This is a genomic window from Maribacter arcticus, from assembly GCF_900167935.1.
Lineage (GTDB): Bacteria > Bacteroidota > Bacteroidia > Flavobacteriales > Flavobacteriaceae > Maribacter > Maribacter arcticus.
Genome location: NZ_FUYL01000002.1, coordinates 24,708 through 41,581, shown reverse-complemented (window position 1 = coordinate 41,581; position 16,874 = coordinate 24,708). Strand labels below are relative to the sequence as shown.

Here is a 16,874-nt window from a genome sequence, read left to right as displayed (position 1 = left end):
TAATAGTATCCAAAGTAAGTTTTAGAATTCCAAAATAGGCGAATGAATAAAAAGATTGTTATTTATCATGTGTTCACTAGACTTTTTGGCAATACCAACACGAATAATAAACCTTGGGGTACAATTGAGGAAAATGGGGTTGGTAAGTTTTCTGATTTTACTAAAAAGGCGCTAACCGAAATAAAAGATTTAGGCATAACCCATATATGGTATACTGGGGTTCCACATCATGCTGTAATAAATGATTATACTGTCTATGGTATTTCTAATGATGACCCAAATGTAGTGAAGGGCAGAGCAGGTTCTCCTTATGCAGTTAAAGATTACTATAATGTAAATCCTGATTTAGCTGTTAATCCGAAGAATAGACTCAAAGAGTTTGAGGCTTTGATTAAACGTACTCATGAGGCCGGAATGAAGGTGATTATTGATATTGTGCCTAATCATGTTGCAAGACGATATGAAAGTATGACCAACCCAAAAGGAGTGTCTGATTTTGGTTTTGGAGACGATACATCTGTGGAGTATCAAAAAGATAACAATTTCTATTATATACCAGAAACGGAATTTAAAGCTCCTGAATGGAGGGATGGTTATAGGCCTTTAGGTGGAGAGGACATAAATTTGACAGATTCAAAATTAATTGAAGTGCCCGCAAAATGGACGGGTAATGGCTCAAGAAGTCCCCAACCCGATATGAATGATTGGTATGAGACCGTTCGTATCAATTATGGTGTTAGACCGGATGGCGGATTAGATTTTGATATGCTGCCCAATGATTTTGGTGAACTTGATTATAATGTACATTACAACTATTGGAAGAATAAAGTAGTGCCAAGTTCTTGGAGAAAGTTCAGGGATGTAGCCTTGTATTGGTTGAAAATAGGTGTTGATGGCTTCAGATACGACATGGCCGAAATGGTTCCTGTAGAATTTTGGAGTTTTATGAATTCATCTATAAAAATGGAAAATCCTAATGCCTTTATTATGGCAGAGGTTTACAATCCAGATTTATATAGAACCTATATTCATAAGGGTAAAATGGACTATTTATATGATAAGGTTGATTTTTACGATGGGTTAAAACATATTATGAAAGGTTATGGTTGGTCAGACCATTTACCTGTGGTACAGAATGGATTGCAAGATATTGAGCATAACATGCTTCATTTTCTAGAGAACCATGATGAACAGCGAATCGCTAGTCCTGAATTCGTGGGCAATCCAGAAATCGGAAAACCCGCAATGGTAGTTTCTGCTACAATTAGTACCTCACCAACTATGATTTATTTCGGACAAGAGGTAGGTGAGCCAGCGGCAGAGAATGCAGGTTTTGGTAGTGCTTCACGAACTTCCATATTTGATTATGTAGGCGTTCCTAATCACCAAAGATGGGTAAATGACAAGAAATTTGACGGAGGGCAATTAAAGCCAGAGGAAGTGGCATTGCGTGATTTTTATAAAAGACTTTTAAATTTCACTATTAATAGTGAAGCCTTGATGGGTGCCTATAGAGAAATACATTTTTATAATAAAGAAATTACAGAGAATTATAATCATAGGGTTTTATCATATGTACGTTGGTCAGAGAATCAAAAATTAATAATCATCTCAAATTTTGATTCAAGTGTTCATTTCTCGTTTGACTTGAAAATACCAGTAGATATTATTAATCAATGGCAATTGAAGGAAGATGCTTATGAATTGAATGATGTTCTTTATGGTGATTCAAATACACTAAGAATCAAGAATGATGAAGGTCACATATCAATCGAGCTAAATCCGTTAGAATCCTTTATTTTTGAATTAAAATCATAATTACATGTTTAGTAGAATTACATTATTATTTATTTGCCTCTCATTATTTTCCTGCGATATGAAAAAACCTTTAGTTATTGGTCATAGAGGTGCCATGGGGCATGAGACTGAGAACACTTTGCCATCAATTCAAAAAGCGATGGATTTAGGTGTTGACATGATTGAAATAGATGTTTTTAAACTTAAAAGTGGTGAGGTTGTAGTTTTTCACGATGATACAGTCGATAGGCTTACCAATGGCCCAGGTAGTATTGAAGGGTATAATATTATTGAATTGAAAAAACTGATTGTAAATGGTGGCCATCAAATACCAATTTTACAAGATGTATTAAAACTTATCGATAATAAGGTAGCTTTAAATATAGAATTAAAGGGAGCTGGTACTGCAGACAGGGTCAATTTTATAATGAACTATTATATTAATAAAAAAAATTGGTCGCCAGAGAATTTTATTATTTCTAGTTTTAATTGGGATGAATTAAAGGAAATGAGAAAATTAAATCCTGATGTGGCAATTGCAGTTTTAACAGAAGAAAACCCTATAGATGCCATACCAATGGCAAAGGAACTACAAGCAGTTGCAATTAATCCATATTTCAAAAAATTAGATTTAGATGTAGCCAATCAAATACATGATGCTGGTTTTAAAATATATACGTGGACGGTAAACGAACCTGAAGATATCGATGCTATGAAAAAACTAGCAGTTGATGGTATCATTACTAATTTTCCTGAACGAGTTAATTAATGTATGATGTTTTAGTAATAGGGGGTGGTGCAGCAGGTTTTTATGCTGCAATTCATATTGCAGAGGCTAGACCGAACACTAAAATTGCAATACTAGAACGAGGAAAAGAAGTACTCACCAAAGTGAAAATATCTGGCGGTGGTCGTTGTAATGTAACCCACGCAGAATTCGACCCCAAGGAATTGAACAAAAACTATCCTAGAGGTGAAAAGGAACTTTTAGGCCCGTTTCATACGTACGCTAGTGGAGATACTGTTGGTTTTTTTGAAGAAAGAGGGGTTTCTTTAAAAATTGAAGAAGACGGCAGAATGTTTCCTGTTAGTAATTCTTCACAAACTATTATCGATTGTTTTATATCTGAAACAGAACGGTTGGGAGTAGAGGTTAAAACACTTTGTCCTGTAAGTGGTATAGAACAAATACAACATGAAGATGATACTTTATGGAAAGTTAAAGTTGCAGAAAATTTCCTGTTAGCAAGAAACTTAATTGTAGCCACGGGCAGCAACCCAAAAATCTGGAAACATATTGAAGAACTAGGTCACACCATTGTGCCGCCTGTACCTTCACTGTTCACTTTTAATATTAAAGATGAACGTATTTCGGGTATTCCTGGTTTGGCAACCTATGCAGAGGTTACTGTTATGCCGAAAAAAAAACATGGCTCTAATTCTAAAAAGGCAAAATTGGAAACGGCTAATCTAATCTCAGACGGACCTCTATTAATTACGCATTGGGGCGTGAGTGGACCGGCAATATTAAAGCTTTCGGCGTGGGGTGCAAGAGTTTTAGAACAATACAATTATCAATTCAAGATTCAAGTGAATTGGGTGCCAGAATATCATAAAGACGGACTTTTAGAACTGTTTTTAAAAGTAAAACAAGATGAAAAAAAGACTGTTCTTAGAACTAAGGTATTAGATGTTCCCAAGCGATTGTGGGCAAATTTGATTAAAGCTTCACATATTGATGATAGTACAACGTGGCCTGAGGTTTCTAAGCAACAACTATTGGCGTTGGCAGAGCAATTAACAGCTTGTGTTTTTCAAGTGAATGGCAAAAGTACTTTTAAGGAAGAATTCGTGACTGCAGGAGGTATTGATTTGAAAGAAATTAATTTTAAGACCTATCAAAGTAAAATTTTACCAAACTTATATTTCGCAGGCGAAATTATAAATATTGATGCAATCACCGGAGGTTTCAATTTTCAAAATGCATGGACAGGTGGTTTTATAGCCGCTAAAGGTGTGGTTGAAGATTTAAATAAAAGTCAATAATGAAACTAATGACTTATGTTGCCTTTTTGCGAGGTATAAATGTTAGTGGGAAAAGAAAAGTTCCTATGGCAGAACTTAGGGCTATGTGTGAAAGATTGAATTTGCGAGACGTTAAAACCTGTATTCAGAGTGGGAATATTGTATTTAAAAGTTCAATTGGGCAAACAAATGAGGTAGCTATTTTATTGCATAATGAAATTCAAAAACACTTTGATTTTGATGTTCCGGTGATTGTAAAAACTATTGATGGCTTAAGTCAAATTATTGAGAAAAATCCGTTTGTTTCTCAGGAAGATATTACCGCAAATAGAATATATTTTGTGCTACTAAATAGCCTTCCTGCTATTGAATTACTTAAAAATTTAAGCGAAGAAACATTTGAGAACGAAGCATACGAAGTGGTTGATAATTGTTTGTATTTAAAGTGTGCTTTAGGCTATGGTAAAGCCAAATTGAATAACAATTTAATTGAGCGTAAGTTGAAAGTTATAGCGACAACCAGAAATTATAGGACTATGGGTAAATTGCAGGAATTGTGCAATTAGTAAATTGTAGAAGAAGATATTTTTTTAATTCAACTCCCATATTTTATAGTTCAAAACGGTAGCGAAACATACCCAAAGTAAATAGGGAATCAATAAAATAGCAGCTACTTTGCTCACCACCTTAAACCATTTAATAGTTAATATAAGAACCACCAATAAGGTTAAAATCACCAAAAGACCCCAGAATGGTTGTTGTAATCCGAAGAATACGATGCTCCATAAGCCATTTAATAATAATTGGAAACCAAAATGGTACAGTCCTGTTTTTACCCATTTATGATGAAATCCTTTTGCCCATACCCATCCAGCAGAAATTCCCATTAAAATGTAAAGGGCTGTCCACACGGGAGCGAATATCCAATTTGGTGGATTAAAACTCGGTTTGTTCAGAGTCATATACCAACCATTCACAGAACTTTGAGTAACAACACTGCTAAGAAACCCTATGGTAGAACATATGACAATTCCGATAATGATGTAGGTGAGTTTTCTTTTCAATTGGTTGGTGTTTAGCTCTAAAATAAGGATTAATTTTAATTGATAGCCCTAAAAACTATCTTTGCACAAATTAAAATTTCAATGACAGAAAAAGATTTTAGTTCAGTTTCCTATACAACATTGAAAGAAGAAGGCGTAGTGGCTTATTCTTCACCTAGTAATATTGCGTTAGTGAAGTATTGGGGGAAAAGAGAAAATCAAATTCCTGCGAACCCGTCTATCAGTTTTACTTTGGACGCCTGCACTACCAAGACAAAAGTTCATTATAAAAAGAAGAATAATAAGAATGGTGAATTTTCTTTTGACTTTTTATTTGAAGGAGAAGAGAAAGAGGAGTTTAAACCAAAAATCAAGACATTTTTAAAGAGAATAGAAAGATATTTACCTTTTTTGAAAGATTATCATTTTGTCATAAACACATCAAATACTTTTCCGCACAGTAGCGGTATAGCATCATCTGCTAGCGGAATGTCTGCATTGGCGCTTTGTTTTATGCAAATGGAAAGGTCATTTGTTGAAAATATGACAATGGAGTATTTTAATAGAAAAGGTTCATTTTTATCTCGATTAGGTTCTGGTAGTGCATGTCGAAGTATCGAAGGTCCTTTGGTGCAATGGGGAGAAAGTAAAGTAATAGAAGGTAGTTCAAATCTTTACGGAATTAAGTATCCTTATAATGTGCATCCAATATATGATAATTATCACGACACAATTTTGTTAGTTGACAAAGGTGAAAAACAAGTGAGTAGTTCTGTTGGGCATGAATTAATGCATGGCCACCCATATGCAGTAAACAGATTTGCTCAAGCAGACACTAATTTAGATAAATTAAAGGCCGTTTTTTCAAATGGCAATTTAGTTGATTTTATAAGTATAGTTGAAAGTGAAGCTCTTACGTTACACGCTATGATGATGACTAGTAGTCCATATTTTATTCTCATGAAGCCAAATACTCTTTCTATAATAAATAGTATTTGGAAATTTAGAGAGCAATCTAAGACCCATGTTTGTTTTACGCTAGATGCAGGAGCTAACGTACATGTATTGTATCCTGAGAGCGAAAAAGATGTGGTTTTTCCGTTCATAAAAGAAAAGTTGGTTCCTTTTTGTCAAAATGGGCAGTATATTTGTGATCGAATAGGACTGGGTGCTAAGAAGTTGTAAGTTGTTTATGTACGATTACATCCAAAATCCCGTTAGTAAATGAGCGATTCAACTATATTGTTTAACAAAAAAGAGGGAAACGTTCAACTTTGTGTATATTTATAAGTAACATTTGATAATTGCCCAGTTTTTAAAATGAAAGGACCACTGTTTTATTCCAAAATTCTTCTCTTCGGAGAGTACGGTATCATAAAAGATTCTAAAGGATTATCTATACCCTATAATTTTTATAAAGGAGCTCTAAAATCAGATGCAAATGCTTCAAAAGAAGCAATGAAATCAAATGAAAGTTTAGAAGCTTTTGCTGCCTATCTTAAAAAACTAACTAAAAAGGAACCTAATTTGGTTTCTTTTGATTTAGATCTGCTAAAGGCTGATATAGCTGCCGGTATGTATTTCGATAGCTCAATACCACAGGGTTATGGTGTAGGTAGTAGTGGTGCGCTAGTAGCAGCAATCTATGATAAGTATGCACATGATAAAATAACGGTCTTAGAAAATTTGACTAGAGAGAAATTGTTAAAATTGAAGGTTGTTTTCGGTAAAATGGAATCTTTTTTTCATGGTAAATCGTCAGGTCTTGATCCTTTGAATAGTTATTTAAGTTTACCTATTCTTATTAATTCTAAAGATAATATTGAGTCTACAAGTATTCCTTCTCAAAACGCGGAAGGTAAAGGAGCTGTGTTTTTATTAGATAGTGGCATAGTTGGTGAAACAGCACCAATGGTTCAGATTTTTATGGAGCAGATGAAGAATGATGGTTTTCGAAAGATGCTAAAGAATCAATTCATAAAACATACCGATGCATGTGTTGAAGATTTTGTTAATGGTAATATTCAATCTTTGTTTGGAAATTTAAAACAATTGTCTCATGTTGTTTTAGATAACTTTAAACCAATGATACCAGCTAAATTTCATGAGTTATGGAAGAATGGTATCGATACCAATGATTATTATCTGAAACTATGCGGTTCTGGTGGTGGGGGGTATATTCTTGGTTTTACAGAAGATTTTGAAAAGGCAAAGACTTCGCTTAAAGACTACAAACTTGAAGTAGTTTATAATTTTTAGGAAATTTCCAAAATGCTTAATAGAAAAAACAAACTCTTACTTTTAAAGGTATTGAGTCTTTTTTCGGTAGTTAGAGGGTATAATATTCTTGTTATTGCTTTAGCACAATATTTGGCATCCATTTATATTTTATCGCCAAATCTACCATTGCGACAAGTTGTTTTTGATGTTAATCTATTTGCCATCGTTATTGCCTCTGTAATGGTAATCGCTGGGGGCTACATTATCAATAATTTTTACGATGCTGAAAAAGATTTAATAAATAAGCCTAGAAAAAGTATGCTTGATCGCTTGGTTAGCCAGCGATTTAAACTAACTACGTACTTTGTGCTGAATTTTATGGCTGTAATTGCCGCTAGTTATGTGTCGTTTAGGGCAGTATTCTTTTTCTCTTCCTATATTTTCGGAATTTGGATTTATTCACATAAGTTAAAAAGAATTCCTTTATTGGGGAATTTCATATCGGCAACTTTGGCCATTACACCTTTCTTTGTGGTATTCGTATACTATCGAAATTTTGAAACGGTCATTTTCGTACATGCATTTTTCTTATTTCTCTTAATTCTAGCACGTGAAATGATTAAAGATTTAGAAAATCTTTCAGGCGATATTGCACAAAACTATAAAACCATTCCAATAATTTACGGGGCAAGAACTTCTAAAATTATTATAACGCTTTTAATATTGTTAACTCTACTACCATCGCTTCTTCTTATTTTTAAGTTCGATGTAGGTTATATGAATTTTTATTTCGCTACATGTGTATTATTATTGGTACTATTCATTTTTCTACTGTCGAGGGCAGAAACTAAAAAAGACTATGTTTGGTTGCATAATATTTTAAAACTGATAATTGTGGTGGGGGTTTTCAGTATTTTACTGATTGATGTACACCTAGTATTAAATAGAATACTATAGTTCTTGTTAATATGTTCAATATAACTATTTGAACGGCAATGCAATTTCCTACCTTTGTGCAAAATTGGTACAGTTATGAGTAGGGACGATTCTAGTAGAGAGAAAAAATCTTCGGGAAGACAAGGGGGTAATTTCAAAAAGAAGAGCTATGCACGTGGCAATGCTCCTGTGAAGAAAAATGCAAATCCCAGTAAGCCATCAGATCCTAATTCTATTCGACTTAATAAATATGTAGCTAACTCTGGTGTTTGTTCACGTAGAGATGCAGATATATATATTGCAGCAGGAAATGTAACCGTTAATGGAAAGCCAATCATTGAAATGGGCTATAAAGTAAAATTGACCGATGAAGTAAAGTTTGACGGACAGTTATTGAACCCTGTAAAGAAAGAATATGTATTACTTAATAAGCCAAAAGATTTTGTAACTACTATTCGTGATGAAAAAGGTAGAAGACATGTATCTGGATTAATATCAAGCGCATCTAAGTCAAAATTATTGCCGGTTGATAAATTGGAAAAAGAACATACTGGTTTACTTTTGTTTACGAACGATGGTACCATGACCAAGACCTTGAAAAGTCCTATAAATGGTTTGCGTAAAATATATCATCTAGTATTGGATATGGAATTGCGTAGTGCCGATTTAAAGAAAATTCAAGAAGGTGTAATTGTCGACGAGAAAGTAGTTCGTGTTCAAGATATAAGTTTTATAGCCGATTCTCCTAAACGAGAAGTAGGTATTGAAATTTTTAGTTCTAGAAATAAAATTGTAGAACGTCTATTTGAAACTTTAGGCTACAAAGTTCAAAAATCTGATAGAGTTGTTTATGGAGGTCTTACTAAAAAAGATTTACCAAGAGGACATTGGCGATATTTGACCGCCCAAGAGGTGATAAACCTTAAAATGATTAAATAATACATTGTCCTTGTCTAATAAAGGGCAAAAGGATATATGAAACTATTTCAATGTACCAACTGTAAGAATACGGTTGTTTTCGAAAATCATACGTGTGTAAATTGCGGCTATTTTTTAGGCTACTCTTCTTATTACAATACAATTGTTTCGTTAGACACCAATGCTTCTCAATGGAAATTGATTGATTTAGAGAATAAAACATATGTTTATTGTGAAAACCATAAACATGATGTGTGCAATTGGTTGGTAGAAACTTCTCAAGAATCTGAATTTTGCTTGGCTTGTTCTTTGAACAGGACTATCCCTCAATTATTAGATGAGGAAAATTTAGAAAAATGGAAACATATTGAACTTGCAAAACATAGATTAGTATATCAACTACTACAGTTCAGGTTACCTATCATTAGTAAAATCGAAGATAATCAAAACGGACTATGTTTTGATTTTTTGTCTAAAGATGACTTAGTAAAAGCATCAAAAGATATTAAGACTGGGCATGCCAACGGTGTAGTGACCTTGCTAATTTCAGAAGCTGATCCGGTAGTTCGAGAGCAAGTTAAAAAGCAGATGGCTGAACGCTACAGAACCTTGTTGGGTCATTTTAGACATGAAGTAGGTCATTACTATTGGGATCAATTAATTTGTGATGATGAGCATGTTTTACAAAGTTTTAGAAGTGTTTTTGGTGACGAATCTGAATCATATTCCGATTCTTTACAAAGACATTACGAAAATGGCCCTAAATCTAATTGGCAGCAAAGCTTCATAAGTAAATATGCATCTTCTCACCCTTGGGAAGATTGGGCAGAAACATGGTCTCATTATCTTCATTTAACCGATGTTTTAGAGACGGCCTATAATTTTGGAATGCAAACTGATCCTAAAATCACCTCACCAGAGAGTTTGAAAATGAACGCTAGTTTTAACCCTTACAAAGAAAGTAGTTTTAATAAATTTATGGATACCGGTATTCCACTTCTATATGCTTTAAATAGTATGAATCGGTCTATGGGAGAAGATGACCCTTATCCGTTTATTATTTCAGAGCCAGTAAAGAAAAAATTAGAATTCATTCATAATTTATTAAAAGGAATATGAATGCAAGAAGACAATCTTTGTCTCTCCTAAATCCTTCTCCAAAACAAGAGGTGGCAATGATACTTTGTGTATTTCCTAAAGGTGAATAGTTTATTTTAGTTAAATAGCCTTGCTTAAAAAACTATCGGCCTAGTCACTTAAATTTTTGGAAACATTTTAATGGAGGTAATATTTTTTGTCAATAGGATAACTAATACAAAGAACCTAGCTGTATTTTTAAAAACTACTAAATTTGTGTTTATATGGCATCCGAACAAAGAAATAAAAAGCAAGGCAATAAGTTCAAGTTATCTCATTTACCTAAATTGTTAGTGCGAACATTTCATACATGGATGGAAAAGCAACCATTTCAAATAAGTGCGGTAATAGCCTATTATGCCATACTTTCTCTTCCAGGTCTTCTTATATTAATATTAGAATTGGTAGGTGGTATTTGGGGAAAAGAAATAGTGCGTGGAGAATTATTTGCTGAAATCTCATCGGCTATGGGTCCAGAAACGGCACAATCGATACAAGAAATGATTGCGGATAGAGGAAGTGAAAATACTTCTTTAGTGGCTACGATATTAGGTGTAGGAGTATTGATTTATGGAGCCACAGGAGTTTTTTATCAGCTTCAAAATGCATTGAATGATATATGGAACGCAAAACCGAAATATTCAAATGAAGTGTTATTAACGCTTTTTATGCGATTGAAAAGCTTTGGATTTATTCTTATTTTTGGATTTCTGCTTTTGATAAGCTTTGTTTTGACCTCTTTCTTATCGGCCTTCTCAAAGCAACTTTCACGAATACTACCCGAGGGTATGCTAGAACTAGGTTTTGTATTAGATATCGTTCTATCACTAACATTTATTTACGTACTCTTCGGTGCAATGTTTAAATATTTACCTAGCAGACATGTACGATGGAGAGCCGTAAAAGTGGGTGCAGCACTTACCGCACTGTTATTTTTAATAGGTAAATATGCTTTAGCCTTCTATTTTGGAAAAGCAGAACCAGGTTCTACATACGGTGCTGCAGGTAGCATAATTTTAGTGATGCTTTGGGTTTCCTATTCGAGTTTAATAGTGACGTTTGGGGCACAGTTTACCAAAATATATTCCGATAAATATGTGAAAGTGAATTAAACTTTTTTCATTTTATCATTAATCTCTTTCAAGCATAAATTCCCTAAACTGCCTTCGTGTGTGTGATGAATATCTCTTTTTGGCGTAAATGTACCTTCGTTAATTTCCTGACCCATTTTCTTGTAGGCATCTCTAAAAGGCATTCCATTTTGCACGAGTTCATTTAGAGTATCGACGCTAAATAAATAATCATACTTGGGGTCGTCCAAAATATTTTCGTTCACTCTTATTTCCTTAAGACTAAAGGTCAATATTTCTAAACAGGCCTTCATGTCTTGTATCGCCGGAACGATTATTTCCTTTACCAATTGTAAATCTCTATGATAACCACTAGGTAGATTATTGATGATTAAAGTCAATTGATTTGGTATAGATTGTAGTTTGTTGCATTTTCCTCGAACAAGCTCAAATACATCCGGATTCTTTTTATGTGGCATAATACTCGAGCCTGTTGTCAACTCATCTGGAAAAGAAATAAAGTTGAAATTCTGACTCATGTACAAACAAATATCCATAGCCATTTTTGAAAGGGTTGCAGCGATATTTGCAATACCGAATGCAGTTGCTTTTTCAGCCTTTCCTCTACTCATTTGAGCGGCGACTACATTATATTTTAAAGTGCTAAAACCCATTTCTTTAGTAGTGAAACTACGGTCAATAGCAAATGAACTACCATAGCCGGCAGCACTACCTAAAGGATTTTGGTCTACAACTTTGTAAGCAGCATCAATAAAGTATAAATCATCGATTAGGCTTTCGGCATATGCAGAAAACCACAAGCCGAAGGAAGAAGGCATTGCAATTTGTAAATGGGTATACCCAGGCAACATAACATCTTTATGTTCTTGAGCCTTTACTAACAGAAGGTTAAAAAGTGATTTAGTCATCGACTTAATTTCTTCTAACTCATCTTTTAAATAAAGATGCATAGCCACTAAAACCTGATCGTTTCTAGAACGTGCTGTGTGAATTTTTTTACCAGTATCTCCTAAACTAAGGGTAAGCATGTATTCAATTTTCGAATGCATGTCCTCAAAAGATTTTTCTATAGAGAAAGTACCCTTTTCTATTCTTGCAGCAATATTGTTTAGCTCATTAACAAGTTCTTTGGTTTCTTTGGGAGTTAACAAACCAATTTCACCTAGCATTTTAGCGTGTGCTTTTGATGCGATAACATCGTACTTGGCTAAGTGCAAATCTAATTCTCTATCATTGCCAACAGTGAAATGGTCAATCTTTTTATCAGTGCTAAATCCTTTATCCCAGAGTTTCATTTTAAGTCAGTTTTCAATTATCAACGAACAATTGTCAATTGTGCATTGCTAAAAGATTATTGTTTATTGCAAGAAGCCTTTTAATATTTTAATATACAAATCTATACCCTCTTCAATTTCCTGAACATAAATAAATTCGTTGGCGGAATGAGAACGTGTACTATCACCAGGACCTAATTTTAGTGATTGACAACTTAAAGCCGCTTGATCCGAAAGTGTAGGTGAACCATAGGTTGTTCGACCTAAAGCAATACCTGATTTCACTAGCGGATGGTCTATATTTATCTTAGATGAATTGAGACGTAAAGATCGCTCCTTTAATTCGCATGGGGCATCCTTCTTTAATAAATCTGCAATTTCCTTATTTGAATAAGAATCGTTTACCCGCACATCAACCACCATATCTACTTGTGCCGGTACTACATTGTGTTGCGAACCTGCACTAATTTGGGTAACCGTCATTTTCACATCACCTAGTGCCTCTGATGTTTTTTCGAATTTGTAATTTTTGAACCATTCTAAAACAGCGATTGATTTATAAATTGAATTATCTGCATTAGGGTGTGCAGCATGTGAAGGAGTGCCTTTTACAATAGCGTCAAAAACGACGAGTCCTTTTTCAGCAATGGCAAGTTGCATTAAGGTGGGTTCGCCAACAATAGCAACATCTATTTGTGGTAGCTTCGGTAGTAAACCTCGCAAGCTGTTTTCTCCAGCATTCTCTTCTTCTGCCGAGGCCACCATCAAAATATTATGATTTAAGTTTTCGGCGTGGTAATAATGAACAAAGGTTGCTAAAAGAGATACCAAGGGTCCGCCCGCATCATTACTTCCCAATCCAAATAATTTTCCATTGTCAACATGTGGGTGAAAAGGGTCTTTTGTATAAGCGGTATTGGGTTTTACAGTATCATGATGTGAATTTAACAGTAGGGTAGGCTTAGAATTATCCCAGTGTTTATTCTTGGCAATTACATTGTTGAGGTCTCGTTCTGTTGGTACATTGAATTTTGCTAACCAGGTTTGAATAGCATCAGCAGTTTTATCCTCTTCTTTAGAAAAAGATTCTATTGAAATCAACTCTTTCAATAATTCTATTGCACTTTCTATAAGTTTTGTTTGATTCATTCTATAAGGTTAACGTGGTGAACAATTCAGCGTTTTTATCTAACATAGAGTCATCACCTAAGCATACTTTTTCTACATCGTTCTCTAATGCATGAAAACAATTGTGAAGTTTTGGTAACATACCATCTGCTATTATTCCTTGGGATAATAATTCTTTGTATTTGGCAGTATTTATATATTTAACAACACTTTCACTATTATTTATATCTAATAGAACGCCTTTTTTCTCAAAGCAATAATATAGAGTCGTATCGAAATCTGATGCCATGGCAATCGCAATTTCTGAGGTAATCGTGTCTGCATTCGTATTCAATAATTGACCTTTGCCGTCATGGGAAATTGCACAAAAAACTGGAGTTAAATTTATTGATAAAAAGTTTTTTAGTAATTCAGAATTTACACCATCAATATCGCCAACAAATCCATAATCTATATCTTTTACCGGTCTTTTATGTGCTTGTATGCTGTTGCCGTCAGCACCACTCAAGCCTATGGCATTTACTTTTTTAGACTGTAGCTGAGCAACAATTTTTTTATTTGCCAAACCAGCATATACCATGGTGATAATATCAACGGTAGCTTTGTCGGTAATGCGTCTACCATCGACAAGATTAGATTTAATGCCAAGTCGTGTTGCTAGTTGTGTTGCTAATTTACCTCCACCATGTACCAATATTTTTAGCCCTTCTAATTTTGAAAATGCAGTAAGAAATATATCTAGTGCCTTTTCATCTTCAATTACATTACCGCCAATTTTTACTATGGAAAGTTTCTCTTTCATTTTATGCATTTAAAATTCCTCCATCAATAGTCATTGCGGATCCTGTTATCCATGAGGCATCTTCTGAAACTAAAAATAACGCAAGATTAGCTATGTCATTAGGTTTGCCTAATCGATTTAATAATGTTTTGCTAGCTGCATTTTCAACAGCTTTTGTTGGGTCACTAAAGGCCCTTGCAGAATCCCAAAGTAGTGGAGTATCTACTGGCCCAGGACATATAGCATTCACCCTTATTTGTGGAGCGTATTCAACTGCCATTTGTCGCATTAATGCAAGTGAACCTGCCTTTGAGGCACAATACGCAGGATGATTTGGAAAACTTTTATAGGCTGCAATCGAAGCATTGATTAAAATGGATGAACCTTCGTTCTTTTCCATTTCGGGGATAGCGTATTTAGAAAGATAAAAAATGGATGATAGGTTGGTGTCCATTGTGTTCTTCCACAAGGCATCCGGTAGTTCGGTAACGCTTCCTAATCCTAAAATACCAGCGTTCATTGAAAGGATGTCTAGTCTTCCGAAATGTTCAATAGCCGAATTAACAAGTTGCTCATTGTAGGCTGAATTTCTAACATCACCAGCGATAAAAATAGAGTGCTCACCTAATTCTTTTTCTAATGCTTTGCCACGTTCTTCATCTCTACCCGATAAAATGACCTTAGCCCCATTTGCAACAAAAGTATGCGCTATGGCTTTTCCCATGCCGCTTGTTGCTCCGGTAATAATAGCTACTTTATGTACTAGTTTGTCGGCCATTTTTTTAATTTAAATTTTCCAGTATTTTTTTTAAAACCAATTGTGCGGCAAACGTTCTATTATTCGCTTGCTCAATAACTAAGGATTGTTTGCTGTCTAATACCTCATCTGCTACGACCACATTTCTACGAACAGGAAGGCAGTGCATGAATTTGGCATTTCCTAATTTCTTTAAGGTCATTTGCCAGGTTTTATCTTGTGATTTTATTTGACCGTAGTCAGAGTAGCTGCTCCAATTCTTTACATAAACGAAATCAGCATTTTCTAAAGCTTTATCTTGATCGTGTTCAATCTTAGAATCTTTGGTAATGTTCGGGTCTAATTCATAACCTACCGGATGCGTAATTACAAAATCGGCATTTTGCTTCTGCATCATTTGAACAAATGAATTGGCAACGGCATGCGGTAAAGCTTTTGGGTGAGGTGCCCAAGAAAGAACCACTTTCGGATCGTTTTTAAAATTCTGTTCCTCCATCGTAATAGCATCTGTGAGTGCTTGTAAAGGATGGCCAACAGAACTTTCCATATTTACGATTGGTACGTTAGCGTATTTTTTAAAACCATTTAAGACTTCTTCAGCTTCATCCTTTTCTTTATCAACTAAACCAGCAAAAGCACGTATGGCAATAATATCGCAGTATTGAGAAATTACCTGTGCTGCTTCTTTTATATGTTCAGAAGTACCTTGGTCCATAATAGTGCCATCGGCATATTCTAGTGCCCAACCTTCACTTCCAAAGTTCATAACAATAACTTCCATGCCCAAATTCATGGCTGCTTTTTGAGTGCTTAAACGAGTACGTAGTGAGTTATTAAAAAACAAAAGGCCGATTGTTTTGTCACTACCTAATTCTTTAAATTTTCTAGGTTGTTTTTTAAGGGAAATAGCTTCTTTTACCCATGTGGATAAAGAGTCGATATCATTTATGGAAAGGTAATTTTTCATGCTTTAATTTTTGTAAAAATGCTCCTATTTTCAATAGCATCGGTTATGAAATTATCGGTTAGACCATTCGTAATCCATGTTTCAATACCTGCTTTTTTAGCAATAGTAGCTGCGTCGATTTTTGATTGCATTCCACCAGTACCATGACTTGATTTTGAATCACCAATTTCGTGTTGTAATTCACTTAAATCTGAAACAACTTCAATAGTTTTTGGTGAAGCTGTAGATAAAGACGCCTTTGTATAAATACCATCTGTATTGGTGGCAATAATTAAAATATCTGCAGATAAAAGTGAAGCCGTTAGGCCTGCCAATTTATCATTATCGCCAAACTTTATTTCATCTGTGGCTACCGTATCATTCTCATTAATAATGGGGATGAAATTATTGGCGACCAACACGTTTATAGTGTTTTTGATATTCACTCTAGACTGTTCTCTTTCAAAGTCGGAATAGGATAGAAGGCATTGTGATGTAAATAGACCTAACTCACGAAAATTTTCTTGAAAAATACGCATTAGATGTGGCTGACCAATTGATGCAAGAGCCTGTTTTACATTAATTTCCTCACCGTTATGTTCAAGTTTCACGAATTGTTTAGCAGCTGCAATTGCACCAGAACTTACAATTATGAATTCGTAATCTTCTTTTAAGGCTGCTATTTGCCTACCAATATCCTCAATCTTACCTCGAGAGATATGGTCGGTATCTTTGGTTAACGTATTGGAGCCTATTTTTAATAAAATTCTTTTTTTTAACATTCTAATTTTACTTTTGGCTTCTAGTAATTTTCGTTTAAC

At 34.5% G+C, this 16,874-nt stretch carries 17 protein-coding genes; 10 read left to right on the top strand and 7 right to left on the bottom strand.

Features of this window, described 5'->3' with window-relative positions; translation table 11 throughout:
• The first annotated feature begins 42 nt into the window (after window positions 1-42).
• The 4 genes from B5X55_RS03035 to B5X55_RS03020 are packed head-to-tail and all read left to right on the top strand — an operon-like array spanning window position 43 to window position 4,388.
• The gene (locus B5X55_RS03035; protein WP_079511135.1) at window positions 43-1,818 is read left to right on the top strand and encodes an alpha-amylase family glycosyl hydrolase; all 1,776 of its coding nucleotides are present in this window, start codon (window positions 43-45) and stop codon (window positions 1,816-1,818) included.
• A gap of 58 nt (window positions 1,819-1,876) precedes the next feature.
• Entirely contained in the window at window positions 1,877-2,566 is a 690-nt protein-coding gene (locus B5X55_RS03030; protein WP_234999652.1) for a glycerophosphodiester phosphodiesterase, read from the top strand.
• A complete protein-coding gene (locus B5X55_RS03025) occupies window positions 2,566-3,843 on the top strand; it encodes a BaiN/RdsA family NAD(P)/FAD-dependent oxidoreductase (RefSeq protein WP_079511133.1) in 1,278 nt (425 codons plus the stop codon). The genes B5X55_RS03030 and B5X55_RS03025 overlap by 1 nt, the downstream gene beginning before the upstream one ends.
• Window positions 3,843-4,388 (top strand): DUF1697 domain-containing protein, encoded by a 546-nt coding sequence (locus B5X55_RS03020; RefSeq protein WP_079511132.1) that lies wholly within the window; start codon window positions 3,843-3,845, stop codon window positions 4,386-4,388. The genes B5X55_RS03025 and B5X55_RS03020 overlap by 1 nt, the downstream gene beginning before the upstream one ends.
• 24 nt (window positions 4,389-4,412) lie before the next feature.
• Here the strand turns inward: B5X55_RS03020 and B5X55_RS03015 are convergent, their stop codons facing one another.
• The gene (locus B5X55_RS03015) at window positions 4,413-4,886 is read right to left on the bottom strand and encodes a TspO/MBR family protein (RefSeq protein WP_079511131.1); all 474 of its coding nucleotides are present in this window, start codon (window positions 4,884-4,886) and stop codon (window positions 4,413-4,415) included.
• 81 nt (window positions 4,887-4,967) lie between these two features.
• Here B5X55_RS03015 and B5X55_RS03010 point away from each other — a divergent pair, with 81 nt between their 5' ends.
• The 6 genes from B5X55_RS03010 (at window position 4,968) to B5X55_RS02985 (ending at window position 11,188) form a co-directional block, all read left to right on the top strand.
• Complete coding sequence (locus tag B5X55_RS03010) at window positions 4,968-6,050, top strand: diphosphomevalonate decarboxylase (RefSeq protein ID WP_079511130.1); 1,083 nt, start codon at window positions 4,968-4,970, stop codon at window positions 6,048-6,050.
• A 135-nt stretch (window positions 6,051-6,185) separates the two neighbouring features.
• Entirely contained in the window at window positions 6,186-7,124 is a 939-nt protein-coding gene (locus tag B5X55_RS03005) for a mevalonate kinase family protein (RefSeq protein WP_079511129.1), read from the top strand.
• Window positions 7,125-7,136: 12 nt separating this feature from the next.
• Window positions 7,137-8,042: a geranylgeranylglycerol-phosphate geranylgeranyltransferase gene (locus tag B5X55_RS03000; RefSeq protein ID WP_079511128.1), complete on the top strand. Its 906-nt coding sequence runs from the start codon at window positions 7,137-7,139 to the stop codon at window positions 8,040-8,042.
• Window positions 8,043-8,117: 75 nt separating this feature from the next.
• Window positions 8,118-8,960, top strand: a complete 843-nt coding sequence (locus tag B5X55_RS02995; protein WP_079511127.1) for a pseudouridine synthase — start codon at window positions 8,118-8,120, stop codon at window positions 8,958-8,960.
• A 36-nt stretch (window positions 8,961-8,996) separates the two neighbouring features.
• Complete coding sequence (locus B5X55_RS02990) at window positions 8,997-10,058, top strand: zinc-binding metallopeptidase family protein (protein WP_079511126.1); 1,062 nt, start codon at window positions 8,997-8,999, stop codon at window positions 10,056-10,058.
• A 242-nt stretch (window positions 10,059-10,300) separates the two neighbouring features.
• Window positions 10,301-11,188: a YihY/virulence factor BrkB family protein gene (locus tag B5X55_RS02985; RefSeq protein ID WP_079511125.1), complete on the top strand. Its 888-nt coding sequence runs from the start codon at window positions 10,301-10,303 to the stop codon at window positions 11,186-11,188.
• Here the strand turns inward: B5X55_RS02985 and argH are convergent.
• The 6 genes from argH to proB form a co-directional block, all read right to left on the bottom strand.
• On the bottom strand, window positions 11,185-12,462 hold the full coding sequence (argH, locus tag B5X55_RS02980; protein WP_079511124.1) for an argininosuccinate lyase: 1,278 nt from the start codon (window positions 12,460-12,462) through the stop codon (window positions 11,185-11,187). The genes B5X55_RS02985 and argH overlap by 4 nt on opposite strands.
• A gap of 63 nt (window positions 12,463-12,525) precedes the next feature.
• A complete protein-coding gene (locus B5X55_RS02975) occupies window positions 12,526-13,590 on the bottom strand; it encodes a M20 family metallo-hydrolase (protein WP_079511123.1) in 1,065 nt (354 codons plus the stop codon).
• Between the two features lies 1 nt (window position 13,591).
• Entirely contained in the window at window positions 13,592-14,371 is a 780-nt protein-coding gene (gene argB, locus B5X55_RS02970; RefSeq protein WP_079511583.1) for an acetylglutamate kinase, read from the bottom strand.
• Window position 14,372: 1 nt separating this feature from the next.
• Entirely contained in the window at window positions 14,373-15,128 is a 756-nt protein-coding gene (locus B5X55_RS02965; RefSeq protein ID WP_079511122.1) for an SDR family NAD(P)-dependent oxidoreductase, read from the bottom strand.
• Window positions 15,129-15,132: 4 nt separating this feature from the next.
• A complete protein-coding gene (locus B5X55_RS02960; protein WP_079511121.1) occupies window positions 15,133-16,074 on the bottom strand; it encodes a Rossmann-fold NAD(P)-binding domain-containing protein in 942 nt (313 codons plus the stop codon).
• Window positions 16,071-16,835: a glutamate 5-kinase gene (gene proB / locus B5X55_RS02955; protein WP_079511120.1), complete on the bottom strand. Its 765-nt coding sequence runs from the start codon at window positions 16,833-16,835 to the stop codon at window positions 16,071-16,073. The genes B5X55_RS02960 and proB overlap by 4 nt, the downstream gene beginning before the upstream one ends.
• Window positions 16,836-16,874: the final 39 nt, after the last annotated feature.